Origin of the sequence: Bradyrhizobium sp. Cp5.3 (assembly GCF_000426265.1) — a bacterium.
Lineage (GTDB): Bacteria > Pseudomonadota > Alphaproteobacteria > Rhizobiales > Xanthobacteraceae > Bradyrhizobium > Bradyrhizobium neotropicale.
This window is the reverse complement of record NZ_AUFA01000011.1, coordinates 110,117-134,673: the sequence shown is the minus strand read 5'-3', so window position 1 is coordinate 134,673 and position 24,557 is coordinate 110,117. Positions and strand designations below refer to the sequence as shown.

Sequence of the window (24,557 nt, the reverse complement as noted above, 5' to 3'; positions counted from 1 at the left end):
GCACATCGTAGGCCGGCCAGGCCGCCGCCAGGCCCCGGGCCGTCACTCAGGAGCCGGCTTCGCCACGCCGCTCCTGCGCGTAGCGCACCAGCGCCGCGAAGCGGTAGATGCCGTGCACGAACTTGCCGTAGGGCATGGTGATGAACAGCGCGAACACCGCGCCGAGATGCAGCGCGAGCAGCGGCCCCATCGCGGCCGTCTCCCGCAGGATCAAAAGTGCCATGCCGGTAGCGCCGGTCAGGAACAGCATGGCGATGAAGCCGACATCCATGCCGTAGCGCTGCTCGTCGAGCAGCTCGGGAGCGCGCTGCTTCTTCGCGACGAACAGCCCGACTGGTCCGGCGATCAGTCCGATGCCGCCAAGCGTGCCGAGCAGGACCGGCAGGTCCCACAGCGGATACGGCGCCTCGCGTCCCAGCAGGTAATGGTAGAGCGTGGCGACCGAGGTCGCGGCAAAGCACAGAAGGAAGCCGTAGAAGGTGAGGTGATGATAGAGCTTGCGCCGATCGGTCGGCCGGTCGTCCTCATTGTAGCAGCCGACGCCGCCACCATGGAGATAGCGCAGCTCTCCGGCATCGCGGATCGCCTGGAAGATCGAACCACCATCGGCACGGCCGCCAATGGGTTCGCCGATGTCGCGCCAGAACGCGCGCACGCTCATCACCAGCGCAAGGATGGCATAGAGGAATGCGGCGCCGAACAGCGCGGCCATCGCATTGTGCGGCATCAGCCTGTAGAACGCGCCCGGCCCGGTATGCACGCCAAACAGCACGCCGCGGTCGTTCAGCGCAGCAAAACCGAGGATGAAAGCCGCCATGCTGAGCGCGGCGATGACGCTGATCACGAGACCGTTGCGCGCAAAGGTGCCGGAGAGCGCCCGCGGCCAGGCATAGGCCGCATAGGACTCGGCGCGCGCGACCGCCAGCGTCTTCGGGACGTTGACGTTGAATTCGTGCGGCGGCGAGAACTGGCAGTCGACGTAGCAGGCGCCGCAGGCATGACAGAGGTTGGCGAGATAGTTGAGATCGCCGTCGGAGAAGGCGCGGCGCATCTCCATGGCGGGAAATACCGCGCACAGCCCCTCGCAGTAGCGGCAGGAATTGCAGACCGTCATCAGACGGTCGGCTTCGTCGAGAATCCTAGTTCCGTGCATGTTTCGCCGCTTCCCGTCCTGCGATCCGCCCGAACACGCTGCCGATGGTCATGCCGATGCCGGCGGCATAGCCCTTGCCGAGCACGTTGCCGGCCATGATCTCGCCGGCCGCGAACATGTTGGCCGATGGCTTGCCGCCCTTCATCAGCATGCGCGCCTCCTTGTTCACGCGCGTGCCGAGATAGGTGAAGGTGATTCCGGGCCGCACCGGATAGGCGAGATAGGGCGGCGTCTCGATCCGCCGCGCCCAGTGCGTCTTGGGCGGCGTGATGCCCTCGGTGCGGCAGTCGTCCAGGATGGTGTGGTCGAACGTACCGGGCCGCACCGCGGCGTTGAATTCGGCGATGGTCTTCTCCAGCGCTGCCGGATCGAGCGTCAGCTTGCCAGCGAGCTCGGTGACCGTCCGTCCCGCGATCGGCGGGAACAGCGTCGGCATGAACGAGGTGACGACGGTCGAGTCGAAGATGATGTAGGCGATCTGATCGGGCTGCGCCGCCACCAGCCGGCCCCATATCGCGTAGCGCTTCGGCCAGATGTCCTCGCCCTCGTCGTAGAAGCGCTGTGCGTGCTTGTTGACGACGATGCCGAACACGACGGAGTCGTGGCGCGTGATGATGCCGCCGTCGAATTTCGGCGCGCGGGCATCGATCGCGACGGCATGGCACTGGGTGGGATCGCCAACCTCCTGCACACCCTTGCCGAGCAACATCTTCAGGATCGAGCCGCGATTATAGGGCGTGCCGCGGATCAGGAAGTTGTCGGCGGCTTCGCCCCAATGCTCCTTCAGCCACTCGATATTGGCCTCGAACCCGCCGGCGGCCGCAACGAGCGAGGTGGCACGGATCTCGGTCTCGCCATTGATCGGCCGCTTGACGCGGGCGGCCAGGAACATGCCGTCCTCGATCACGAGGTCAGTGACCTCAGCATCGTATGCGACCTCGACGCCGAGCCGTTCGGCGGTGAGATACAGCGCATTCAACATTGCGCGGCCGCCGCCGAGGAAGAAGGAGTTGGTGCGGCCGAGGCTCAGCGTGCCGCCCAGCGAGGGCTGCCAGCGAACACCCTGCTCCACGATCCAGTTCAGGATGTCCTTGGACTCGCGGATCATGTGGCGGGCGAGCTCCTCGTCGGTCTGCCCGCCGGTAACGAGCAGCAGATCCTTCCAGAACTCTTCCTCGGTGTACGGGCCGGTCAGGATCGCGGTCGCGGCATCGTGGGCGCAGCGCATGTTGCGGGTGTGGCGCGTGTTGCCGCCGCGATAGAACTTTGGCGCGCCTTCGAGCACGAGGACGGAGGCGCCGCCGCGCCGCGCGGCGATCGCAGCGCACAGCGCCGCATTGCCGCCGCCGATCACCAGCACGTCGTATTTGCTGCCCATTCCGTCCGTCCGATACGACGAAGTTGGAGACATTCTGCCCGGCGGCGACTTCGGTCAAGCCGGTCCACTATTGCGTACTTTTGTATACAAAGATATACATATGCGGCGCAAGCGGCATCTGCGCATGGGCAGGATGCGCTCGGCAACCCGCGAGGATGCATGGCCAGACGCCCGGCAAAGGCAGGCGGATCGATCGCGCGCGGCGCCGGCCTCGCGCTGGGCGAAGCCGTGTTCCGCTCGCTGTGCGAGGCGCTTCAGGCCGGCAGCTACCGCGCGGGCGATCGCCTGCGCGAGGAAGAGGTTGCGCAGCGGCTGAAGGTCAGCCGCACACCGGTGCGGGAAGCGCTTGGCCGGCTTGCGGCGCGCGGCTTCGTCGAGCCCGCCGGCGGCCGCGGGCTGATCGTGCGCAACCTCGACATTTCCGAGGTGCTCGAGCTCTATGCCATGCGCGAGATCATGGAAGGCGCCGCCGCGCGCCTTGCCGCCGAGCACGCCTCGGCACCTGAGGTCGACGCGCTCAGGGATATCGAGCAGGCATTTACCGAAGCGTCCGAGACCGATCCGGCCGAGATGGCAAGGCTCAACCGCGCCTTCCACGGGGCCATCTGCCGTGCTGCGCGCAACCGCTATCTCGACAACGCGTCCCGCGAATTGCAGGACTGGATCGCGCTGCTGGGACCGACGACCTTCACGGTGACGGGACGACCGACGACCAGCCACGGCGAACATCGGGCCATCATCGACGCCATCGCGGCACGCGACGGCGACAAGGCCGAAAACCTCGCACGCGCGCACATCCGCGAAGCGTTGCGCTGCCGGCTGAAGCTCCTGCAGAAGCAGTGAGCAGCCTATTGCCTCGCTCGACGCACGGGACGCGCGCCCGCATCACGACGGCGGCGACACCGGGCCAAGCCATGCAGTCTCCTATTGGGGGAATCCGGAAGGGTCGATTAGCTTTGCAATCACCGGAAAGTACGCATCGCCCAAGTCCCTGTCGATCGTCTCCTGGAAGATCGTGCGCATCAAGGCCGCGCCGCGAAGGTTCAGGCCAGCCGCGTCACCGAGCGCCAGGGCATAGCTCAGGTCCTTCATCGCATATGCGGTCGAGAAGGCCCGCAACGGAAACTCCTTGGCGATGATCGCCTTCATGCCGTGGTTGCGCAGCGCAAAACTGTCGGCCGAGCCCTTCGACAGCGTCTCCAACAGGAGTCTTGGCTCGACCCCACTGTGCTTGGCGACCGCCACGGCTTCCGCGAGCGCATTGACCGTCTCGAACAGCACCATGTTGTTGAGGATTTTGGTCACCTGCCCCGCCCCGGTGTCGCCGCAGAGGGTGACATCGGTGGCGAAATGCCGGATCAGCGGCTCGACCTTGGCAAACTGCTCCGGCGTCGCGCCGACCATGACGCTGAGCGTGCCGTCCTGCGCCGCCTGACGCGTCCGGGCAATCGGCGCATTGACCCAGAGCGCGCCCTTCTCCGCCAGTTGCCGGGCGAACTCGCGCGTCATGCCCACCTCGGAGGTGCCGAGGTCGATCACGGTCTGCCCGCTCTTGATCGAGGGCTGGATGCCGTCTTCGAAAGCCGACAGCACATGCCTGGCGCTTGGCAGGCACAGGAAGATGATCTCGCTGCCGCTGACGACATCACCAACGCATTTGGCCGCAGTTGCGCCGTCAGCGACGATCCGCGCCAGCGGATCCGCGGCAAGATCGAACGCCAGCACCGTACTGCCGCTCTTGCGCAACAGGTTGCGGCAGATCGGCTCGCCCATCACACCGAGACCGATGAATCCGATCAATCGAGACATTTCATGCTCTCCCCAACGCAACGCTCGCGGCGGCCGGGTGGATCGCTCTGACGCTCGGTTTCCACTGACTCCGTCGCTCGATCGTTGTTCTATTCAACAGGACAATATTCCATTCTCGTTCTATACCGGCCTCGCGCGCGAGCTCAATCCATGGGACACGCATCCCTGTCGTGCGATCGCCGGGCACCAATGCGCCAGAATGCAGGATGATGAAATTCGCCGGAAAATGCCGCTACGACGTCAGGCCTAGAACGCGCGCGTGAAGAGCCAGTAGCCGCCGAGCAGCGTGATCACCGCGGATACGGCATAGACCAGCCCGGTCGCCCTCACCGGCTTGGCGCGATCGGGCGCGAACAGCCGATCGAACAGGCCGAGCACCGGGAGCACGATCGCGACGATCGCGACCTGCCCGATCTCGACGCCGATGTTGAAGGCCGCAAGCGCCGGCACGATCGCATTCGTCGGCAGGCCGACCTCCCTCAGTGCGCCGGCAAAGCCGAAGCCATGGATCAGCCCGAACAGAAAGGCCACGCGCCAACGGCTGTCGATGTCGCGCGAAAAGAAATTCTCGACGGCCACGAACACGATCGAGGCCGCGATCGCCGGCTCCACGATGCGGCTTGGGATGACGACGAGATCGAGCGCCGCTAGCGACAGCGTGATGGAATGGGCGATGGTGAAGGCGGTGACGATCTTGATGACCGGAATGAGCCGGCGCGCCCACAGCACGACCGCGATCAGGAAGGCGATATGATCGTAGCCGAGAAAGATGTGCACGATGCCGGTGAGGAGATAGCGCTGCATCGTCGACCATAGCGGCGGCGGCGGCGCCGAGAGCGTGACGGTGGTATTGCCGGCGTCGAGCAGCGCCTGGGCCTCTGACTTGCCCTGCACGACCAGTACCACCTGGCGCGCCGTCGGATCCTTCTCGGTCAGCACGGTGGAACGATAGACGATGTCGCCGGCGACGCCCGCGCAGGCAAAGCTGTTGCGATAGATGACGCCGTCTCCATCAGCCAGGATCGCGGCAGTCCCGGCCGCGCAGGCCGTGCCGTCGACCGCGGTCACGGCGAGATGCGCCTTCAGATAGCCAAGAATTGAGGCCGCGGCCGCGTCGACCGCGGCCGGATCGACCGCATCTGCCTTTGCGTCATAGACATTCGTGCCGACGAGCCGGTCGACATCGCTGCCCTTGAGCGCCACCTCGACGGTCACGGCGCGGTCGGCGGTCAGCGCCACGCGCGCCGTCGAGAGGTTGACCTGGTGCGCGCGTACCGGCAGGGCGAAGCTGAGCAGAACCACGCCGAGCAGCGGGAGGCGAAGCAAGTTCATGATCCCGCTCCGACGGCACGGAGCAGCTCCGTCAAGCGGTGCATCTCGAACTCGGCCACGGTGACCACCGCACCATTGGGCGCGAGCCGCGCATAGCGGTCGAGACGGTCGGCGGATGCGCCGAACTCGAGCCTGGCCAGCGGCGCCGCCGCATCGCGCACGAAGACCAGCACGATGAGGCTCGGCAGGTTGAGGCCATAGCGGGCGAGTTGCGACGGATCGGCCGGTCCGACGCGGGTCTCGATCGCACTGGCGTCGAACGCGCGCAGCGCCGCATCAATGACGCGCGCCTGCTCGGGATCGGCGACATGCACGACATTGCCAGCGGCGTGGTTGTGCTGACCGAGATGACGAAACCAGTTGCCGTCAGCGTCGCGCTCGAAGCGGGTGAGCTTACCGGCAAAGAGGATCTCGAGCGCCCAAACCTGCGCCATGGATACCGGCAGCAACAGGCTCTTGCCACGGCTTGACGCGTCCGGCCCGGTTGGGCCGCGCAGACGTCGCGCCATGTCGAGCGTGACCCGCCACTCCTCGCCGACATGACGCGGCATCAGGTACACCGCGGGACGCCCGGCGATCCGGACGTAATGCGATGTACTCGCCGGATTGGGCGCACCCACATTCACGGAAGTCGCCGAACCATCGGCGGCCTCGATCACGGCAACGGTTGCGGGTGGGTCGAGACCAAAGTCGGCGAAGCTCGCCGCGGTGAGCTCGCTTGCGGGAATTTCGCGTGAGGGCTCGCTGACGGCGACGAGCCGCAGCGCCGTTTCGAGATGCGATTTGAGCTCGGGCGGCACGGCGCCATCCAGCCCCTCGATCGTCCAATCGCCGGCCTTGCGAAACAGGACGACGCTGCCGCTGTCCGAACGAATCTCCACCCGGCGCGCGTCAGCAGGCGCGATGGTCACGAGCCCCCTCGGCGCGAACGCGACCTTGCTGCGCAGCTCCGGCCATCGCCCGCTGGCGATCAGGACGCCCAGCAGCGCCACCAGGCACACAGCGAGCAGCGGCGTCAGCCATCGGGCCATCCCGCGCGCGGCCGCCCCGTCCGTCACCGTCGCCTCCACCACATCGCAACACCGAACAGAGCCGTACTCAGCGGCAACAGCACCTCCAGCACAATGAAGGTGTCGCGCATCTGACTGCTGGTCAACACAATCTCCGGCAGCTTGAAGGTCTGCGGCGCCACGCCTGGGGTGGCGTCATCCTCGGCAAGCCAGCGCAGCATGGCAAGCGACAGCTCGCCATTGGAGACGTAGGGGAAATATTCGTTGCTCGCGACCTTGCTGGTGCCGGCCACGACGAGGCGGAAGCGTTTGCCCGGCGCCGCGCCCGGCCAGTTGCCTTCGAGCGCGACCGCAAGCGGCTGTGCGCTCCGCCGCGTGTTCGCCGCGTCTCCATCCGTCGCGGCTGGAGCAGACTTGGGCGAGCGCAGATAACTATCCTGGCTACTCGCGGCCAGCACGATCAAGCTAACCCCGGACGGCGGCTGCGCCACCGCGATCGGCCGCGCCTGCGGAAACACGGTCAGGGCCAGACGCCTCGTGATTGGATGCGGCGGATAATAGGGCACGGCGACCTTGTCCGCATCGGTGCGGAAATGATTAAGGGGATCGATGACGATCAAGGCCTCGCTCGACAATCCCACGGGCTTGAGCAGCAATCGCTCGAAATCGCCCTCGATCTGCGATAGCGGATCGATCAGCAGCAGAAGCCTGCCGCCGCCTTTTACATAGTCGCCGAGCAGCGTCGCTTCCTCAGCGGCAAAGGCCGTGCGCGGGCCGATATCGGCGACGACCGAGCAGTCGGACGGGATGCTCGTCGCCGTCGCCGTGACGAGCTCGCGCATCTCGAAGCCGATCTGGTTCAGGGCCAGCAGCAGCCGGTCGAGCGCTTCGGGCGCCGTCTCCAGCACGTCGCCGGCGCCGGGCGTCTCGTGGCCCTTCAACGTCTCGACATGACTGAAGTGGAAGTGCGAGGGCAGCGGCCGGTACGTCTCGTCGTGGCCGGTGACGAAGCAGACGGTCTCCACGCGCTTACGCAGCACGCGCAAGGCCGCATAGCCGATGCGGGCGGGATCGATGACGTTTTCGACCAGAACCCTGCGGTCTTCGGCCTGCAACACTGCCGTATTGTAGGCGCGCACACCGAGGTCGCGGGCAAGCCCGGGCTCCTTGTCGAGATCGATGGCGCGGAAGGCGAGCAGCGGATGGTTGCGCGCGGCGCTCTGGACAAGATCACGGACAGCGATCGCGTTGGCATCGCTCGCGTTGTAGAAATAGGTCAGCGCAAGCGGCGTTCGCAATTGTGCGATCACGTCGGTGAGCTGTTGCGGCGGCGTGTTGCGCCCTTCCCGGCTGACGTCGAAATGCACGTCGTGGCGATAGAGCGCCACGTTGGCGCCGACCACAGCCGCGATCGCAGCAACAACGATCGACGCGTTCGCAAACCAGGCCGACCAGCGTGAGCCGCCGCCACGCAGAGGAAGGCGGATCGCCAGCATGAACAGCGCGACAAGGGCGAGCGCACAGGCGGCAAACAAAAGGCTGTTCGATATGGTCTCGCCGAGCCCTGCGAAGCCGAGCGCGCCGCAGACGACGGCACCGGCCACGAGGACGAGGAGCGAGATATTCGATCTGGCATATCCACTCATCGCCTTGCGTCTCTCACCGCCGCGCCAGCGCCCGGACCGTCAACAGCAGCGTCAGCAGGGTGACGCTGAGGAAGAAACCCACGTCGGACAGATAGATCGAGCCGACGGCAAAGGGACGGAAATGCACGGACAGCGACAGGTTCACCACCAGCGTGTCCGCCGGGCTCGGCAGCAGCCAGCCGAAATTGTCGATGATCCAGAGCAGGAGGAACACGCTGAGCGAGATCAACGCCGCGATCACCTGGTTGGCCGTCAGCGCCGAGGCCAGCAGTCCCGTTCCGACCAGCGCCGATCCGAACAGCAGCAGGCCGAAATAGCCGCTGTAGATCGGCCCGAAATCAGGGTCGCCGAACCAGGCGAGCGAGGCCGCATAGGCTCCCGACAGCACGAGCATGACCACGATCAGGCTCATCGCGGCCAAGAACTTCGCCAGCACGATAGCGACCTCGGAGAGCGGGGCGGTCAGGAGAACCTCCAGCGTCTTGAGCTTCCGCTCTTCCGCGAACAGTCGCATCGTGATCAGCGGCACGGTCAGCATGAACAGCACGAACATCTGGAAGAAAATGTGCACCATGCTGGGCTGGTGGCTGAGGAACAGGGTGAGCGTGAAGCTGTAGCCCATAATCAGCAGGAACACTGTCATGAGCACGTAGGCGATCGGCGAGGAGAACAACGCCGTCGCTTCCTTCCCTAGCAGCACCGCGAAGCTTCTCATGCCGCCGCCTCCGGTCGCCGGGTGAGATCGAGAAACACCCGTTCGAGATCGGGCCGCAGCTCGGTCAGCTCGCGCACCGGGATCTGAGCTGCGACCAATGCGGAGACCAGATCGGCCGCGAGCGACGGACGCTGCTCCGCTCTGAGGAGGAAGCGTCCCGCACCATCCGGATCTGCAACGACCTCGTGCACGCCGGCGATTGCCTTCGTCGCACCGCGCACGGCATCTTCTGTGGCGTCCGCCGACAGACGCAACGTCAGATCGTGCGCGGCATCTTTCATCGCGTCGGATGTCAAGAGCACGCCGTCGAGCAAGATCATCACGCGCGAGGCGATCTTCTCGATCTCGGGCAGGATGTGCGAGGCAAGCAGCACGGTGTGGCGTCCGGCCAGCGATCGGATCAGGTCGCGCACGGCGATCACCTGGTGCGGATCAAGCCCGCTGGTCGGCTCGTCCAGCACGAGGACTTTTGGATCGCCAAGGAGCGCTTGTGCGATCGAGACACGTTGGCGGAAGCCGCGCGACAATTTCCCCGTCGTAAGTTCCATGACGCGCGCAAGATCCAGCCGCTCAGCCGCCTCGTCGATCGCTTCCCTCGCCTTTGGCCCGTGCAATCCCTTGATCCCGGCCATGAAATGCAGGAACTCGCCGACCCGCATATGGTCGTAGAGCGGCGCGTCTTCCGGCACGTAGCTGATGGCGCGACGCACGCCGAGGGAATCTTCGACCACGTCGTGGCCGGCGACCTCGATGCGCCCCGAGGTCGGCACCAGATAGCCCGTGAGCATGCGGAAGATCGTGCTCTTGCCGGACCCGTTCGGCCCGAGCAGGCCGACGATCTCGCCCGGCGCTATCGCAAAGGACACGTCAGTGACGGCGCGTCGCGGTCCGTACCACTTTGTAACGCGCTCGGCGAGAACGACCGGAGAGACAGCCGGAAGCATGGAGATTTAGACATCCCTCTTGCGGACACCGCCTAAGCCTACCGCGCAAAATCCCGGGCGCGAAGGCCCGGGATGACTATGCGGCGCATTGATCCGCGGCGGCGACCAATCACTCGTAGAATTCGGGCGAGTGCTTGTGCGCCTTGAACGTGTCGGGGTCGTGGGCATAGATGATGTCGGCGCCCTCGGTGTCGCGAACCCGCTTCACCCAGGCGTAGGCATCGAGCATGCCGACGGGATCATAGACGCTGCCGATGCTCGGCAGGATATTCTTGTCCAGGTTCTCCTGGAGATAGACGGCGTCGCTGGTCAGCACCACCGTGCCGGTCTTCGGCAGACGCACCACCAGGATCTGGCTTCCGGGCGTGTGCGACACGGTCCGGTGGATGAAGACGCTGTTGTCACCGAACAGGTCGAGATCGCCGTCGAGCTCGATGGTCTTGTACTTGGAAGGCATGCCCCCGCCGACGCTGTTGCGCAGCATGGCGAAATCGTCGGAGATGAAGAAGGTCGCGTAGCCCGGCGCAGGCCAGAACGCGTTCCTCATCTCGTCGCGCTGGTAAACGAAGGTCGAATCCAGGAACTTGCCGATGTTGCCGGCGTGATCGACGTGGAAATGGCCGAGGATGACATATTTGATGTCGGACGGCTTCACGTTGATCTTGGAAAGCTGCGCGTCGATGGCGATGTCGGGCGAACGGCCCGGATCAAGAGCCTTCACGAACGGCCCCCAATAGTCGGGATCCTTGATGATGCGGTCGTTGTTGCCGCAGTCGAACAGAACGTCGCCCTTGGGATGGCGGATCAGGAAGAAGCCGACAGGAATCTGGACCTTGCCGCTACTGCCGTTCTGAATGATCGACTTGTCGAGATTGAGTGCCCCCGAAGAGAAGACGTAGAGCTTCATCTCCTTTGGCGGTTCGGCGGCCACCGCGGCCGACATAAAAAAAAGTCCTGCGGCCAGCGAACCAAGGACCTTCGACGCAGTCACCCGCATGTCGTCCTCCCTGTTTTCGACGCACTTTTTTTCAGCGGATGTAGCATCCTACCATAGTCTAATGCGGCTGTGCAGGGCTCAATGCACGCGAGCGGGCACATAAATTCAGCCTGCACGGAGCGCGCTCGTCTTGTGCGCTGCAATTGGCCCCGCTTGGAGCGCTCAAGCGACCACGTCGGCCACGACCGCCTTCAGGACATCCCGCACGTCGGCCGGTTTGAGCCGCGCCTGCAAGCCGCGTTGCCCGCCATTGACATAGACATGGTCAAGCGCAAGCGCGCTCTGCTCGATTACGGTGCGCACCGAACGGCGTTGCCCGAACGGGCTGATGCCGCCGACCTTGAAGCCGGTGACGCGTTCGGCCTCGGGCGGCTTCATCATCTGCGCCGACTTGCCGCCGACGGCAGCGGCGAGCTTCTTCATCGACACCTCACGGTCGGACGGAACGACAACGCAGACCGGCTTGTCATCGACCAGCGCCATCAACGTCTTCAATACGCGCGCCGGATCCTCGCCGAGCGCGGAGGCCGCCTGCAGCCCGATGCTCTCGGCCTCGGGATCGTAATCATAGGCGTGAACGGTGAAGGCGACGCCTGCGGCTGCGAGCGCGCGGGTTGCGGGGGTGACTTTGGACATGCGTGATGTCTAGCACCGTCATTGCGAGGAGCGAAGCGACGAAGCAATTCAGAATCTTTCCGCAGAGACACTCTGGATTGCTTCGCTGCGCTCGCAATGACGATGTGAATGCACATACCGCCACACGCTCCGCCGTCGTCCCGGCGAAGGCCTGGCCTGCGCCGGGACGACACCTGAATTTTGGGCAGTATCGGAACAGCCTAACGCCCGCCGAGCCTTACTCCGCCGCGTCGCGGATTTCGACGCGTTCGGCCCTGGCCGCGCAGAACTTGAACTCCGGGATCTTGCCGAACGGATCGAGCGCCGGGTTGGTCAGGAGGTTCGCCGCGGCTTCTGCGTAGCAGAACGGCATGAACACCATGTTCTCCGGTACGTCGCGGTCGGAACGCACCTTGACCTCGACCGCACCGCGGCGGGTCTCCAGGCGAATGAAATCACCGGGCGAAAGCTTCTTCTTCCGCATGTCCTTCGGCGACATGAACGCGACCGCCTCGGGCTCGATCTGGTCGAGCACCTGCGCGCGCCGCGTCATCGAGCCGGTGTGCCAGTGTTCGAGCACGCGGCCGGTGGAGAGCACCATCGGATATTCGTCGTCGGGCAGCTCATCCGGCGGGACGACCTTGGCCGGCACGATCTTGCCGCGACCGCTCGCGGTCGGGAAGCCCGTGGTGAAGATGATCTCGTTGCCGGGCTTGTTGGGATCGTCGGCCGGATAGGTGACGGCACCTTCGCGCACCAGCCGCTCCCAGCTGATGTTCTTGAGTGACGGCATCAGCTCCGCCATCTCGGTGTAGACCTCGCCGGGGCCGGCATAATTCCACGGTAGCCCCATGCGCTTGCCGATCTCCTGGATGATCCAGAGATCCTGCCGCGCATCGCCCGGCGGCTTGATCACCTGGCGCGCGAGCTGCACGCGGCGATCGGTGTTGGTGAAGGAGCCGTCCTTCTCCGCGAACGCCGAGGCCGGCAGGATGACGTCGGCGTGGAACGCGGTCTCGGTGACGAAGAGATCCTGCACCACGAGATGATCGAGCATGGCGAGCGCCTGGCGCGCATGCTGCAGATCGGGGTCGGACATCGCGGGGTTCTCGCCCTCGACATACATGCCCTTGATCTCGCCGGCGTGGATCGCGTTCATGATCTCGACCACGGTCAGGCCGCGGACGGGATCGAGCTCCTGGCCCCACAGCTTCTCGAAATTGCCGCGCATGTCGTCGCGGCCGACCGGCTGGTAGTCGGGCAGGAACATCGGGATCAGGCCGGCGTCGGAGGCGCCCTGCACGTTGTTCTGGCCGCGCAGCGGATGCAGGCCGGTGCCGGGACGGCCGACCTGGCCGGTGATCAACGCGAGCGCGATCAGGCAGCGCGCGTTGTCGGTGCCGTGAACGTGCTGGCTGATGCCCATGCCCCAGAAGATGATCGAGGATTTTGCCCGCGCGTAGGTTCTGGCGACCTCGCGCAGGGTTTGCGCCGGGATGCCGCAGATCGGCGCCATCTTCTCCGGCGTGAACTCCTTGATCTTCTCCTTCAGATCCTCGAAGCCCTCGGTGTAACCGGCGATATACTGGTCGTCGGTCAGGCCTTCGGTGATGATCGTGTTGATCATCGCATTCAGCATCGCAACGTCGGAGCCCGGCTTGAACTGCAGATGCTTGGTCGCGTGGCGCGACAGCGTCTGCCTGCGCGGGTCCATGACGAAGAGTTTTGCGCCGTTCTGCTTGACCGCGTTCTTGATGAAGGTCGCGGCGACCGGGTGGTTCACGGTCGGATTGGCGCCGATCACCCAGATCACTTCGGCGTCCATCGCGGCAGAGAACGGCGCCGACACCGCGCCCGAGCTCAGGCCTTCGAACAGCGCCGCCACCGACGAGGCGTGGCACAGGCGAGTGCAGTGGTCGACATTGTTGGAGCCGAAGCCGGTGCGCACCAGCTTCTGGAACAGATAGGCCTCTTCGTTCGACCCCTTCGCCGAGCCGAAGCCGGCCAGCGCCTTCACGCCCTTCTCGTCACGGATCTTGACGAGGCCCTTGGCGGCGATGTCGAGCGCTTCCTCCCACGAGGCCTCGCGGAAATGGGTAAAGGGATTGGCCGGATCGACCTGGTCGTTGAAATCCTTCTTCGCATTGGGCAGTCGCACCAGCGGCTTGGTCAGGCGGTGCGGATGGTGGATGTAGTCGAAACCGAAGCGGCCCTTGACGCAGAGACGATTGCGGTTGGCAGGACCGTCGCGGCCCTCCGCATAGATCACCTTCTCGTCCTTGACCTGATAGGTGACCTGGCAGCCGACGCCGCAGAACGGGCAGAGCGAATCCACCTTCTTGTCGGCGTAGGTGACGCGGGTCTGCTTGTCGTCGAGCATCACGGCCGGCATCAGGGCGCCGGTCGGGCAGGCCTGCACGCACTCGCCGCAGGCAACGCAAGTCGACTCGCCCATGGGATCGTCGAAGTCGAACACGATCTTAGCGCCGGCATTACGATAAGCCATGCCGATGACGTCGTTGACCTGGACCTCGCGGCAGGCGCGCACGCACAGGCCGCACTGGATGCAGGCATCGAGATTGACGCGCATCGCCGGATGGCTTGCGTCAGTCGTCCAGCGCTCGGCAGCGGGAAAGCGGCTCTCGGTGACGCCTGTGGTCTCGGCCCAGTGCCAGAATTTCGAATCCGGATCGTGCGAGGTCTCGCGCGCCGGCTGATCGGCGACGAGCAGCTCCATCACCATCTTCTGCGCGGCGACCGCGCGCGCGCTCTCGGTCTTCACCTTCATGCCGACCGACGGCGTGCGCTTGCAGGAGGCGGCGAGTACGCGCTCGCCCTCGATCTCGACCATGCAGGCGCGGCAATTGCCGTCGGGCCGGTAGTCCGGTTCCGGCGAGTAGCAGAGATGCGGGATGTCGCGGCCCTGGCGCTTGGCAACCTGCCAGATGGTCTCGCCCGGCTTGGCTTCGACCTGCTTGCCGTCGAGCTCGAACGTAATCTTCGTCATTCGGCCGCTTCCTTGAACTCGTCAGGGAAATATTTGATCACGGATGTCAGCGGATTCGATGCCGCCTGTCCGAGCCCGCAGATCGAGGCATCGCGCATCGCCTGGCTCAATTCTTCCAGCAGCGCACGGTTCCAGACCGGCTTCTGCATCAGCAGCGCGGCTTTCTGGGTTCCGACGCGGCACGGCGTGCACTGGCCGCAGCTCTCGTCCTCGAAGAACTTCATCAGGTTCAGCGCCGCGGTCCTCACGCTGTCCTTCTGCGACAGGATCACGATCGCGGCCGAGCCGATGAAGCAGCCGTATTTCTCCAGCGTGCCGAAATCGAGCGGGATGTCGTCCATCGACGCCGGCAGGATGCCGCCTGACGCGCCGCCCGGCAGGTAAGCGTAGAAGGTGTGGCCGTCGGCCATGCCGCCGCAATATTCGTCGATCAATTCGCGCACCGTGATGCCGGCGGGCGCGAGCTTCATGCCCGGGTTCTTGACGCGGCCGGAGACCGAGTAGCTGCGCAGGCCGTGACGCTCGTGGCGGCCGTGGCCCTTCCACCAGTCGGCGCCCTTCTCGACGATGTCGCGCACCCACCACAGCGTCTCGACATTGTTGATGAGAGTCGGCAGGCCGAACAGACCGACCTGGAAGGGGTAAGGCGGCTTGTGCCGCGGCAGGCCGCGCTTGCCCTCGATGCTTTCGAGCAGCGAGGATTCCTCGCCGCAGATATAGGCGCCGGCGCCGCGCCGCATGTGCAGCGTCGGACCGCCCGCCGGGAGCTTTGCGATCTCGCGCTCCAGGATCTCACGCGCGGCCGGATATTCGTCGCGCAGATAGATGTAGACGTCGGCGGCCTGCACCACATGCGCGCCGATCAGCATGCCCTCGATGAAGCGGTGCGGATCGGTTTCGAGATAATAGCGGTCCTTGAAGGTGCCGGGCTCGCCCTCGTCGCCGTTGATCGCCATCAGCCGCGGTCCGGGCTCCCCGAGCACCGCGCGCCATTTGCGGCCCGTCGGGAAGCCGGCGCCGCCGAGCCCGCGCAGCGAAGCATCGTCGAGCGACTTCAGAAGATCGTCCGTCGACAAGTCGCCCGAGCGCACGCGGTTGAGCAGCTTGTAACCGCCGCCGGCGACATAAGCGTCGTAGTCGATGTATTTCGGCAGATGCGCGTGCGTGTCGCCGGCCTTCGCGGCCGCCAGCACGCCGCTGACCGTGGCGTGATCGACGAAATTGTGGCCGACTTCCGCGGCCGGCGCCGTATCGCAGCGGCCGACGCAGGGTGCGCGCACCACGCGGATGCCGGGGCCGCTGGAGTGCTGAAGCTCCTTGAGCAGCTTCTCAGCCCCGAGCATGGCGCAGGTGAGCGAATCGCAGACGCGGATGGTGAGCGGGGCGATGTCCGGCTGGCCTTCCTTCACCACGTCGAAATGTGCGTAGAAGGTCGCGGTCTCGAACACTTCGGCGAAAGCGAGCTTCATCTCGTCGGCCAGCGCGGCGAGATGCGCGGCCGAGATCTGGTGATACTTGTCCTGGATCAGGTGCAGATATTCGATCAGCAGGTCGCGCCGCCGCGGTCTGTCGCCGAGCAATTGCTCGATCTCGTGCGCGGCAGTGGGATCGACCTGCCGGCCCTTGGGCGTGGCCTTGGCGCGCCGGCGCCCCTCGCCCGGGTGTTCGAATTCAAGAACCTTATGAACGTCGTGGCTGCTCATGGAACGCCGCGTTCTCCTCAAAACCGCGATGACTTCAGGCAGAATCGCCGCCGCGAACCACCTTCATTTTCCAGGATGATCGTCCGGGAACAGCGTGACTGGCCTCCCGCGGATCAAGCCTCATTCCAACAAACTCTAGCCTCTGGCATACCAGATGCAAGCAAATTTAGAACGTCTCTATAATGATTTAGGAGGCAGGCAGAGCGCCTGCCATGCCTCCTTGAGATGTTGATCGTGGAACCTTTCTTCAGGTCTTCTCCATGCAGTCCTGGATATAGAACCAGCGGTCATCCCCGATCAGCCCCTTGGCCTTCACCTCAGCGCGACACGCCTTCAGCCTGGGCTTGTTGGCCGACCACTTCGCCTTCATGTCCTTCAGCTTCTGCATGGTGAGCTTGATCTTGCCCGGCGGCTTGGCAGTGGTCGTCGTCGCAGCCGGCGCCGGCGTCGCGGGTGCGGTTTGTGCCGAAGCGGTGTGAAGGCCCGCGGCCAGCAGCACGGCGGCGAGGCAGATACGGGTGCGAAGCATAGGAATCCCCCTAGGTCCCATTCTTGATGACTTGGCGAAACGCGCAGCATGAGGCGCTGAATGTCAGCACCTCACGCCGGTACGGATTTGCGATCAGAAGATCTTCACCGCGCTTTCGAGCGTCTTGTAGACGCCCCAGGCCAGCGGAACGCCGACGAAGGCCCAGAACAGCGCGGCCTTGACGTCAAGGCCTCCCGTGCCGATGCCAAAGGAACCGTGCTGGATCGTCGCCTCGCCCTTGGCGCTCGCGGCCTGGAGCTTGGCAACCTCCTCCTTGCTCATGTTCCATTTCGGATCGACCGGCTTGATCAGGTAGTTGCAGATCAGGCCTGCGATCAGCATGGCGCACAGGATGTACATCGTCGTGTTGTAGAGCTGATCGCGTGGGACGCCCGCCGCGAGCTGGAACTCGCGGATGTAGTTCACCACCACGGGGCCGATGATGCCTGCGGTCGACCACGCCGTCAGCAGCCGGCCATGGATGGCACCGACGAACTGGGTGCCGAACATGTCGGCGAGATAGGCCGGCACGGTCGCAAAGCCGCCGCCATACATCGACAGGATGATGCCGAAGCCGAGCACGAAGAGCAGCTTCGAGCCCATCGCCGCAAAGGTCGGCGCCAGCGCGTAGAGCACGATGCCGAGGAGGAAGAACGTGTAGTAGGTGTTCTTGCGGCCCATATAGTCGGACATCGACGCCCAGAAGAACCGGCCGCCGATGTTGAACAGCGACAGCAGGCCCGCAAAGCCGGCCGCGATACCCGCGATGACCGCCTTCTGGTCAACGGAGAGCTGGCCGAAAGTCAGTTCGGGATGACCGATCAATTTGCCGGCAAAGATTTCCTGGAGCATGGGCGAGGCCATGCCGATCACGCCGATCCCGGCCGACACGTTCAAGCAGAGCACCCACCAGATGAGCCAGAACTGCGGCGTCTTGTGTGCGTTGTTCAGATGGACGTGATGCTCGGTGATCATCGACTTCTTTTCGCTCGGCGGCGTCCAGCCTTCCGGCTGCCAGCCGGCCGGGGTGACGCGATAGGCAAACGCGCCGATCATCATGAACACGAAATAGATCACGCCCATGGCGACAAAGGTTTCCCAGACGCCGACAGACGTCGGCGTCTTGAAGTAGTTGATCAGCAGATTGGCCAATGGCGCGCCGATCATGGCGCCGCCGCCGAAACCCATGATCGCCATGCCGGTCGCCATCCCGCGGCGATCCGGAAACCATTTGATCAGAGTCGAAACCGGGGAGATGTAGCCCAGGCCAAGCCCGACGCCGCCGATCACGCCGCAGCCCAGCCACATGATCCAGAGCTGGTGGACGTAGACGCCGAAGGCGCCGATCAGGAGGCCGCCGCCCCAGCAGAGCGCGGCGACGACGCCCGCCTTGCGCGGACCAACGCGCTCGAGCCAACCGCCCCAGATCGCGGCGGAGACGCCGAGCAGCACGAAGAACAAAGTGAACATCCACCCGAGGCTCGCGACCTTCCAGTCGCACGTCGTGGTGAACAGCTCCTGCCACAGCGAGATGTCCGGGCACGCCTTGGTCTGCGTGATCCCGATGGCGCGTGACAGCGGCAGCCAGAACACCGAGAAGCCATAGGCCATGCCGATGCAGAGATGGATGCAGAGTGCCGCCGGCGGCACCAGCCAGCGATTGAAGCCGGCCTTTGCGACGGTGTGCTCGCGATCGAGAATTCCCGCGCCAGCGCCCGACAGTCTTCCAGCGCTTTCAACTGTAGCCATACAAATCCTCCCCTGCAGGACGCCCTTCTGAGCGAACCTGCTGCTACGATCCTGTCCTCAGCCCATTGCGGCGCAACTGTCCCTGCTGCTCCGCACAAAGATTCGACGCGCGCCAGGATCACGACGCGCATTCGAGACGTCTAACCCCTTGGGTGGGCATCTATGCCCGACACCCCGCGGCGTGGCTTGAAGTTGACCAGCTTGTCCCCGCGTGGAGCAGGCATGACTCAACCTCCGCGTCGCCACGCAGAATGTCAATTGGGACAGAAGCGGCGATCGATGTCGATAGACAAATGGTCGGTATCAACGAGGTGACGTCCTCAAGAGCGCGGCGCACCATTGACGTTTTCTATCGATGCATTTGCCTTCTCAATCAAGAACACGATGCGCGCGTCGTTGCGCTCGGTGATCTCAACCTTGTCGCCGGTCTCCCGGATCAGGTTTGGAATGTCAATCACCGACAACGGGTCAGTGCAGTGCACTTCGAGTTGATCGCCCGGCTGCAATGGTTTCAGCGCCTTGCGCGTTTTGAGGGCGGGCAGCGGGCATTTCAGTCCGGTGAGATCGAGCGTGGTCCTGGTCATGAGCGCAACATGGCGGGGCAGGTCGACGGCGTCAACGCGGGGCCTTCAGATCAGGTCAGCATAAGACAGGAAGCCAACGCTGTGCCCAGGCTCGACAAGCGTGATGCTCTCGTCGAGTTCGACCAGACCGTCGGTCTCGACCAGTGAGGACAACAGTCCCGCGCCTTCGCGCGGAAACTTGATGACCTCCAGCGCGCCGCCTTCCGCGCGCCGCAGCGAGACGCGAACATATTCACGCCGGCCGGACTTCTTCCTGTAGGTGAAGGCCGCGCGCACCGGGATCGGCGTGAGCGGCTCAGGCGCGCTGCCCGCGAGCGCCAGCACCGTCGGCCGCACCACATGGACGAAGGTGACGAAGCTCGCGACGGGATTGCCGGGCAATCCGATCAGCGGCGTGCCGCCGATGATGCCCATCGCCACCGGCCGGCCGGGCTTGATCGCCATCCGCCACAGCACGAGCGAGCCGACGCTCTCGACCGCCGCTTTGACGTGGTCCTCCTCGCCGGTCGAGACGCCGCCAGTGGTGAGGATCAGATCGTGCGCGCCTGCAACCTGCTTCAAGCCGCTCGCAAGCGAGGTGCGCTCGTCGCGCAGGATGCCGAGATCGCTGATCTCGCAGCCGAGCCGGCGCAGCATCGCCATCAGCATGAAACGGTTGGAGTCGAAGAGCTGCGAGGCCGCACGCGGCTCGCCGGGCGAAGCCAGCTCGTCACCGGTCGAGAACACCGCGACGCGGATGCGCCTGACGACGTCGAGCCTGGTCAGGCCGAACGCCGCGGCGAGCGCGACATGCTGCGGCAGCAAGCGCTGGCCGGCGCGCAGCGCGACGCGGCCTTGCGGAATGTCCTCACCCGCGGGCCGGACATTGGCGCCCGCCTTCAGCCCCGGCGGCAGCACGACCTCGCCCGATTCATCGATGCGCACGTCTTCCTGCATGAAAACAGTCTCGGCGCCGGGCGGCATCGGAGCGCCCGTGAAGATGCGCGCGGTATGGCCGGGCTTGATCGGCGCCTGCGCGAGGCCGCCGGCCTGGATGCGGCCATCGAGCGGGAAAGACTGCGCTTCGCCTTGCGGGAGGTCCGCATTGCGCACGGCATAGCCGTCGACGGCGGAGTTGGTGAAAGGCGGCAGCGGCAGCGGTGCCGGGATATCGCGCGCCAGCACGCGTCCGTCCGCGTCGACCAGCGTCACCGTCTCGAGATCGGCGACCGCGTTGACGCGGGTCGTGATCAGGCCAACGGCCTCGTCGACCGACATCATCGGTCCACCGAAGGCAAAGCAATCGTCGGACAGTTGCGCCATGGTGCCTCGTCAGCGCAGCGAAGCGCTTCTAGCGACCGCCTCCTCGACCGGCATCGCGGCACGCAGCAGCAGCGCCGCCACGGCCGGAATGTCATCGAGATGGACGGTCGGCAGCCGCGTTTCAATGGCGGTGTCGGTCGCGATCCCGACAATACCGGGATCGTCGGGGAACAGCAGCGGCTTGTCGTTCGCGGCGCGATGCACCTCGATCTTGCGATGCGGCTCGCGCTTGAAACCCTCGACTACGACGAGATCGACCGCCGACAGCTTTGCCAGCAGCTCCGGCAGCCGCGGCTCCTTGGCCCCGCGCAGCTCATGCATCAGCGCCCAGCGGTTGGCGGAGGAGACCAGCACCTCGGCTGCGCCCGCCTCGCGATGCCGCCAGGAATCCTTGCCAGGCACATCGACGTCGAACTGGTGATGCGCATGCTTGATCACGGAGACGCGCAATCCCTGCGCGTTGAAATGCGGGATGAGCCGCGTCAAGAGCGTGGTCTTGCCCGCGCCGCTCCATCCCGCAAGACCGATGACTTTCATGGCAACTCGTTCTCCGCCAGCCGCATCGCGCGGGTGGAACCGCTACCCCGTCATTGCGAGCGAAGCGAAGCAATCCAGAGTGTCTCCGCGGATGCAGTCCTGGATTGCTTCGCCGCGCTCGCAATGACGACGAGGCGGCATTTTACTCTCTCTCGGCCATGCTTATATCGGCTTGAGGCGAATGTCATGCTAACCTCGCGGCCATGATGAAGATCGAGAAAGCCCCCGTTCCCCTGATCGTTCCGAACCCGGACGATCCGCGCCTGACCCAGAGCGTGGCCGGGACCGACCAGACCGGCGCCCGGGTCGAGATCAAGGTGCCGATGGAGCGGCCGCTGACGCTCTACCTGAATTCCCAGGAGATCGTCACGATGATGACGATCGGCGACTATCCGGAATATCTGGCGCTGGGCTATCTGCTCAACCAGAACATGCTGAAATATAATGACGTGGTCACTGAGGTCGAATACGACGACGACCTCCAGGTCGTCGTCGTGCGCACCTCGCACCACACCAATTTCGAGGCCAAGCTGAAGAAGCGCACGCAGACCTCGGGCTGCGCGCAGGGCACAGCCTTCGGCGATCTGCTCGAAGCCGTCGAGAGCGTCGCATTGCCGAAGGCGGAGCTGCGCACCTCCTGGCTCTATCAGATGACGCAGACCATCAACACCATGCCCTCGCTTTACCTCGAGGCCGGCGCGATCCACGGCTGCGTGCTGTGCAAGGAAGGCACGCCGCTCTGCTACACCGAGGATGTCGGCCGCCACAACGCCGTCGACAAGATCGCAGGCTGGATGTACCGCCACGGCGTCGATGCATCCGACAAGATCCTCTACACCACAGGACGTCTCACCTCCGAGATGGTGATCAAGACCGTGCGCATGGGAATTCCGATCCTGGTGTCGCGCTCCGGCTTCACTGCCTGGGGCGTCGACCTCGCGCGACAAGTCGGGCTGACATTGGTCGGCCGCACGCGCGGCAAGCGCTTCATCGCACTGTCGGGCGAAGAGCGCATCGTCTACGACCAGAACCTCGCTTACGTCGAGGAGGAATCGGCCAAGCACAAGCGCAAGGGTGAAGGCGGTGACGACTGAAATTCCGCCCACACAGGGCGTGCTGCTCGCCGGTGGCCTCGCACGGCGCATGGGCGGCGGCGACAAGCCGATACGCACGATCGGTGGCCGCACCATTCTGGAGCGCGTGATCGCGCGTCTTTCACCGCAATGCGAGGGGCTGGTCCTCAACGCCAATGGCGATCCGGCGCGCTTTGCCGCGTTCGGTTTGCAGGTCGTCGCCGATGACGTGCCCGACTTTCCCGGCCCGCTCGCCGGCATCCTCGCCGCGCTCGACTGGACCGCCGCAAACCGGCCGGAGATCGAATGGGTGCTGAGCGCAGCCGGCGACTGCCCGTTCCTGCCGCGCGATCTCGTCGCGCGCCTGCATCACGCGCGCGCGGCGGCGAATGCGCAGCTTGCAGTCGCCGCGTCAGGCGAGCAGTCGCATCCGGTGATCGGATTGTGGCGCGTCCGCCTGCGTGACGAGCTGCGTCATGCGCTCGTCGTCGAGGACCTCCGCAAGATCGACCGCTGGACCGCGCGCTATCCGCTCGCAACCGTGACGTGGCCGACCGAGCCGCTCGATCCGTTCTTCAATGCCAACACGGTCGAGGACATTGCGGAGGCCGAGCGGCTGGCGGCGCTCGACGCGGCCTCCTAGCCAGGCCTTACGACTTGGGAAATTCGTTGAGGAGCTGCGCCCAGACGACCGCGAAGGCGATCAGGCCGCAGAGTCCGACCATGATGGACAGGCGCGACAGGCGCTCGCTTGCGGCCAGCAGCCAGGCCGGCAGGAAGAACAGGCCGAAGATCGTGCCGAGCGGGAACACGGCGAGCCATTCAAAGCCGGTGCCGTCACCGGGCGGCACATGGGCGATGGCATAGAAGGTGTAGAGCCAGAACAGCGTTCCGGCACTTGCCACGAGGGCGGCGATCTTGCGGAAATTCAGGGGTGCGGTCATGGGGGTTCTCCCATCCCTTGGTCGCAGCGGCGGCCGCCGTAGTTCATGGGGACATTGAACCGGATCGAGGCAGGCAGCGACCCCTGATTGGGAAATGACGACCCGCGGATGCGCCACATGGCTGACCTTCTCTTGAACGCCCTCATAAATGCCCTGTTCGCAGTGGTCGAATTCGTGATCAAGGTCGTGTTGGATCTTTTGATTTCGATCGATCGCACGAAACGGCTGACCCAGGCGGCAACGGGCAGCGATGAGATCATCGACGTCCCTCCGGACCCGAAGCCGCTGCCGCCTGCTGCGCAGCGCGCGCTCGCCGAAGCCGAGGAGCGGGAGAGCGCGCGCCAGTCGTCCCAGGATCACGCCGCCAGCGGCACCGTCCAGGCGTCGTAGCCGTACACCCAGCTCGTATCGGTCCGCTCTTTCAGCCAGATGTTTGCGCGCGAGGTCTCCTGCACGCGTGTCGTCCGCGCCTTGCGAGTCGCCTCGAAGCGGCGGAACGCATCCGCGACGCCATCGCGGTCGACGCCGTCGAGGCAGCGTGACAGCACGGCGGCATCCTCGATCGCCATCGCCGCACCTTGCGCCATGTAGGGCGTCATCGGATGGCAGGCATCGCCAAGCAGCGTCACCTTGCCGTCGGACCAGCGGTCCAGCGCGTCGCGGTCCATGATCGCCCATTTGTGGACGTCGGGGCACGCATCGAGCACCTGGGCGACCTGCGGATGAAAGCCCTCGAAGGAAGCGCGCAGGTCGCGCACGTCGCCCTTGGCTGACCAGGATTCGATGCGGAAATCCGGCTCGGGCTGGCTGGTGACGAGATAGACTTCGCTGCGATCGGGCTTCACGTAATAGATGACGATGTGGCGGTCCTCGCCCCACCATTTGGTGCAGTCGTCGATCTTCTCTCCGCCGAGCAGCGCAGCCGGATAGGTGGTGCGATAGGCGATGCGGCCGGTGAACCGGACCGGCGCGGTATCGAACAGGATGTCGCGCACCATCGAATGCACACCGTCTGCGCCGACCACGGCATCGGCGACCGTGCTGGTGCCATCAGCGAAACTCAGGCGAATACCATCGCCGGTCTCGTCGAGACCGACCAGCTTGTGATTGAGCTTCACGCATTCATCCGGGACCACGCTCGCCAGCGCCGCGTGCAGATCGCCGCGGTGGGCGAGCGGATAGGGCGCGCCGAACCTCTGCTCCGCGCTCTCGCCGAAGATCATGTCGAACTTGACGTCGCCGCTGCGCCAGTCGCGGTTGTTCCAGGAGCGCGGGTAGAACGACTGGCTGCGCATCCGCTGCTCGAGCCCCAGCGCGCGCAACACCTTCATGGCGTTGCAGCCGACCTGGATGCCGGCACCGATACGGGCAAATTGCGAGGCCTGTTCGTAAACCCTGACATCGGTGCCGACGCGCAGAAGCGCCGCGGCGGTCGCAAGCCCGCCCATGCCCGCGCCGACGATCGCAACCGAAAGCGGCCTTGCCATCGCGTCCCCCCACCCCTCTCGCGCGACTTGAACCGCCGCGTCG

At 65.1% G+C, this 24,557-nt stretch carries 23 protein-coding genes; 4 read left to right on the top strand and 19 right to left on the bottom strand.

The genetic code is table 11. The features are described from left to right. Positions 1-46 precede the first annotated feature (46 nt). Together tcuB and tcuA are read right to left on the bottom strand one after the other, a co-directional pair. Positions 47-1,153: a tricarballylate utilization 4Fe-4S protein TcuB gene (gene tcuB, locus K289_RS0118115; protein ID WP_027552832.1), complete on the bottom strand. Its 1,107-nt coding sequence runs from the start codon at positions 1,151-1,153 to the stop codon at positions 47-49. After that, positions 1,140-2,531: an FAD-dependent tricarballylate dehydrogenase TcuA gene (gene tcuA / locus K289_RS0118110; RefSeq protein WP_027552831.1), complete on the bottom strand. Its 1,392-nt coding sequence runs from the start codon at positions 2,529-2,531 to the stop codon at positions 1,140-1,142. The genes tcuB and tcuA overlap by 14 nt, the downstream gene beginning before the upstream one ends. 159 nt (positions 2,532-2,690) lie before the next feature. Between tcuA and K289_RS0118105 the strand changes: the two genes are divergently transcribed. Continuing rightward, a complete protein-coding gene (locus K289_RS0118105; protein ID WP_027552830.1) occupies positions 2,691-3,374 on the top strand; it encodes a GntR family transcriptional regulator in 684 nt (227 codons plus the stop codon). Between the two features lie 81 nt (positions 3,375-3,455). On the opposite strand, the gene K289_RS0118100 is transcribed toward K289_RS0118105, so the two are convergent. The 15 genes from K289_RS0118100 to mobB form a co-directional block, all read right to left on the bottom strand. Next, positions 3,456-4,340: an NAD(P)-dependent oxidoreductase gene (locus K289_RS0118100; RefSeq protein ID WP_027552829.1), complete on the bottom strand. Its 885-nt coding sequence runs from the start codon at positions 4,338-4,340 to the stop codon at positions 3,456-3,458. Between the two features lie 246 nt (positions 4,341-4,586). Beyond that, positions 4,587-5,672 (bottom strand): HupE/UreJ family protein, encoded by a 1,086-nt coding sequence (locus K289_RS44600; protein ID WP_035685043.1) that lies wholly within the window; start codon positions 5,670-5,672, stop codon positions 4,587-4,589. Then, on the bottom strand, positions 5,669-6,730 hold the full coding sequence (locus K289_RS0118090) for a DUF4340 domain-containing protein (protein WP_156918035.1): 1,062 nt from the start codon (positions 6,728-6,730) through the stop codon (positions 5,669-5,671). The genes K289_RS44600 and K289_RS0118090 overlap by 4 nt, the downstream gene beginning before the upstream one ends. Continuing rightward, positions 6,727-8,328 (bottom strand): Gldg family protein, encoded by a 1,602-nt coding sequence (locus K289_RS0118085; protein ID WP_084788637.1) that lies wholly within the window; start codon positions 8,326-8,328, stop codon positions 6,727-6,729. Before K289_RS0118085 ends, K289_RS0118090 begins: the two co-directional genes overlap by 4 nt. A gap of 13 nt (positions 8,329-8,341) precedes the next feature. Further along, the gene (locus K289_RS0118080; RefSeq protein ID WP_027552826.1) at positions 8,342-9,043 is read right to left on the bottom strand and encodes an ABC transporter permease; all 702 of its coding nucleotides are present in this window, start codon (positions 9,041-9,043) and stop codon (positions 8,342-8,344) included. Beyond that, complete coding sequence (locus K289_RS0118075) at positions 9,040-9,987, bottom strand: ABC transporter ATP-binding protein (RefSeq protein ID WP_035685035.1); 948 nt, start codon at positions 9,985-9,987, stop codon at positions 9,040-9,042. The genes K289_RS0118080 and K289_RS0118075 overlap by 4 nt, the downstream gene beginning before the upstream one ends. Before the next feature lie 109 nt (positions 9,988-10,096). Continuing rightward, positions 10,097-10,984 carry an N-acyl homoserine lactonase family protein gene (locus K289_RS0118070; protein WP_063678836.1) on the bottom strand — a complete coding sequence of 296 codons (888 nt, stop codon included), beginning with the start codon at positions 10,982-10,984 and terminating at the stop codon, positions 10,097-10,099. Positions 10,985-11,146: 162 nt separating this feature from the next. Continuing rightward, positions 11,147-11,620 (bottom strand): Cys-tRNA(Pro) deacylase, encoded by a 474-nt coding sequence (gene ybaK / locus K289_RS0118065; protein WP_027552823.1) that lies wholly within the window; start codon positions 11,618-11,620, stop codon positions 11,147-11,149. A gap of 217 nt (positions 11,621-11,837) precedes the next feature. After that, on the bottom strand, positions 11,838-14,606 hold the full coding sequence (gene fdhF, locus K289_RS0118060) for a formate dehydrogenase subunit alpha (RefSeq protein WP_027552822.1): 2,769 nt from the start codon (positions 14,604-14,606) through the stop codon (positions 11,838-11,840). Then, complete coding sequence (locus K289_RS0118055) at positions 14,603-16,309, bottom strand: NADH-ubiquinone oxidoreductase-F iron-sulfur binding region domain-containing protein (RefSeq protein ID WP_027552821.1); 1,707 nt, start codon at positions 16,307-16,309, stop codon at positions 14,603-14,605. The genes fdhF and K289_RS0118055 overlap by 4 nt, the downstream gene beginning before the upstream one ends. A 247-nt stretch (positions 16,310-16,556) precedes the next feature. Then, a complete protein-coding gene (locus K289_RS0118050) occupies positions 16,557-16,838 on the bottom strand; it encodes a hypothetical protein (protein ID WP_027552820.1) in 282 nt (93 codons plus the stop codon). Positions 16,839-16,931: 93 nt separating this feature from the next. Continuing rightward, the gene (locus K289_RS0118045) at positions 16,932-18,587 is read right to left on the bottom strand and encodes an OFA family MFS transporter (RefSeq protein ID WP_027552819.1); all 1,656 of its coding nucleotides are present in this window, start codon (positions 18,585-18,587) and stop codon (positions 16,932-16,934) included. A gap of 320 nt (positions 18,588-18,907) precedes the next feature. After that, complete coding sequence (locus tag K289_RS0118040) at positions 18,908-19,171, bottom strand: sulfurtransferase TusA family protein (protein ID WP_027552818.1); 264 nt, start codon at positions 19,169-19,171, stop codon at positions 18,908-18,910. Positions 19,172-19,216: 45 nt separating this feature from the next. Then, a complete protein-coding gene (glp, locus tag K289_RS0118035) occupies positions 19,217-20,473 on the bottom strand; it encodes a gephyrin-like molybdotransferase Glp (RefSeq protein ID WP_027552817.1) in 1,257 nt (418 codons plus the stop codon). Positions 20,474-20,482: 9 nt separating this feature from the next. Next, on the bottom strand, positions 20,483-21,010 hold the full coding sequence (gene mobB / locus K289_RS0118030; protein WP_027552816.1) for a molybdopterin-guanine dinucleotide biosynthesis protein B: 528 nt from the start codon (positions 21,008-21,010) through the stop codon (positions 20,483-20,485). 203 nt (positions 21,011-21,213) lie between these two features. Between mobB and fdhD the strand changes: the two genes are divergently transcribed. Then, on the top strand, positions 21,214-22,104 hold the full coding sequence (fdhD, locus tag K289_RS0118025; RefSeq protein ID WP_027552815.1) for a formate dehydrogenase accessory sulfurtransferase FdhD: 891 nt from the start codon (positions 21,214-21,216) through the stop codon (positions 22,102-22,104). Further along, positions 22,085-22,726: a molybdenum cofactor guanylyltransferase MobA gene (gene mobA, locus K289_RS0118020; RefSeq protein ID WP_027552814.1), complete on the top strand. Its 642-nt coding sequence runs from the start codon at positions 22,085-22,087 to the stop codon at positions 22,724-22,726. Before fdhD ends, mobA begins: the two co-directional genes overlap by 20 nt. A 7-nt stretch (positions 22,727-22,733) precedes the next feature. Here the strand turns inward: mobA and K289_RS0118015 are convergent, their stop codons facing one another. Further along, entirely contained in the window at positions 22,734-23,027 is a 294-nt protein-coding gene (locus K289_RS0118015; RefSeq protein ID WP_082907924.1) for a hypothetical protein, read from the bottom strand. A 117-nt stretch (positions 23,028-23,144) separates the two neighbouring features. Between K289_RS0118015 and K289_RS0118010 the strand changes: the two genes are divergently transcribed. Further along, entirely contained in the window at positions 23,145-23,417 is a 273-nt protein-coding gene (locus K289_RS0118010; protein WP_035685114.1) for a hypothetical protein, read from the top strand. Here K289_RS0118010 and K289_RS0118005 read toward each other — a convergent pair. Next, the gene (locus K289_RS0118005) at positions 23,384-24,514 is read right to left on the bottom strand and encodes an FAD-dependent monooxygenase (RefSeq protein ID WP_027552811.1); all 1,131 of its coding nucleotides are present in this window, start codon (positions 24,512-24,514) and stop codon (positions 23,384-23,386) included. The two genes, K289_RS0118010 and K289_RS0118005, sit on opposite strands and share 34 nt — an antisense overlap. Positions 24,515-24,557: the final 43 nt, after the last annotated feature.

Bases quoted from the DNA above. Each gene is read 5' to 3' on its own strand.
- tcuB (WP_027552832.1), bottom strand. From the start codon at position 1,153: ATGCACGGAACTAGGATTCTCGACGAAGCCGACCGTCTGATGACGGTC.
- tcuA (WP_027552831.1), bottom strand. From the start codon at position 2,531: ATGGGCAGCAAATACGACGTGCTGGTGATCGGCGGCGGCAATGCGGCG.
- K289_RS0118105 (WP_027552830.1), top strand. From the start codon at position 2,691: ATGGCCAGACGCCCGGCAAAGGCAGGCGGATCGATCGCGCGCGGCGCC.
- K289_RS0118100 (WP_027552829.1), bottom strand. From the start codon at position 4,340: ATGTCTCGATTGATCGGATTCATCGGTCTCGGTGTGATGGGCGAGCCG.
- K289_RS44600 (WP_035685043.1), bottom strand. From the start codon at position 5,672: ATGAACTTGCTTCGCCTCCCGCTGCTCGGCGTGGTTCTGCTCAGCTTC.
- K289_RS0118085 (WP_084788637.1), bottom strand. From the start codon at position 8,328: ATGAGTGGATATGCCAGATCGAATATCTCGCTCCTCGTCCTCGTGGCC.
- K289_RS0118080 (WP_027552826.1), bottom strand. From the start codon at position 9,043: ATGAGAAGCTTCGCGGTGCTGCTAGGGAAGGAAGCGACGGCGTTGTTC.
- K289_RS0118075 (WP_035685035.1), bottom strand. From the start codon at position 9,987: ATGCTTCCGGCTGTCTCTCCGGTCGTTCTCGCCGAGCGCGTTACAAAG.
- K289_RS0118070 (WP_063678836.1), bottom strand. From the start codon at position 10,984: ATGCGGGTGACTGCGTCGAAGGTCCTTGGTTCGCTGGCCGCAGGACTT.
- ybaK (WP_027552823.1), bottom strand. From the start codon at position 11,620: ATGTCCAAAGTCACCCCCGCAACCCGCGCGCTCGCAGCCGCAGGCGTC.
- fdhF (WP_027552822.1), bottom strand. From the start codon at position 14,606: ATGACGAAGATTACGTTCGAGCTCGACGGCAAGCAGGTCGAAGCCAAG.
- K289_RS0118055 (WP_027552821.1), bottom strand. From the start codon at position 16,309: ATGAGCAGCCACGACGTTCATAAGGTTCTTGAATTCGAACACCCGGGC.
- K289_RS0118050 (WP_027552820.1), bottom strand. From the start codon at position 16,838: ATGCTTCGCACCCGTATCTGCCTCGCCGCCGTGCTGCTGGCCGCGGGC.
- K289_RS0118045 (WP_027552819.1), bottom strand. From the start codon at position 18,587: ATGGCTACAGTTGAAAGCGCTGGAAGACTGTCGGGCGCTGGCGCGGGA.
- K289_RS0118040 (WP_027552818.1), bottom strand. From the start codon at position 19,171: ATGACCAGGACCACGCTCGATCTCACCGGACTGAAATGCCCGCTGCCC.
- glp (WP_027552817.1), bottom strand. From the start codon at position 20,473: ATGGCGCAACTGTCCGACGATTGCTTTGCCTTCGGTGGACCGATGATG.
- mobB (WP_027552816.1), bottom strand. From the start codon at position 21,010: ATGAAAGTCATCGGTCTTGCGGGATGGAGCGGCGCGGGCAAGACCACG.
- fdhD (WP_027552815.1), top strand. From the start codon at position 21,214: ATGATGAAGATCGAGAAAGCCCCCGTTCCCCTGATCGTTCCGAACCCG.
- K289_RS0118015 (WP_082907924.1), bottom strand. From the start codon at position 23,027: ATGACCGCACCCCTGAATTTCCGCAAGATCGCCGCCCTCGTGGCAAGT.
- K289_RS0118010 (WP_035685114.1), top strand. From the start codon at position 23,145: ATGGCTGACCTTCTCTTGAACGCCCTCATAAATGCCCTGTTCGCAGTG.
- K289_RS0118005 (WP_027552811.1), bottom strand. From the start codon at position 24,514: ATGGCAAGGCCGCTTTCGGTTGCGATCGTCGGCGCGGGCATGGGCGGG.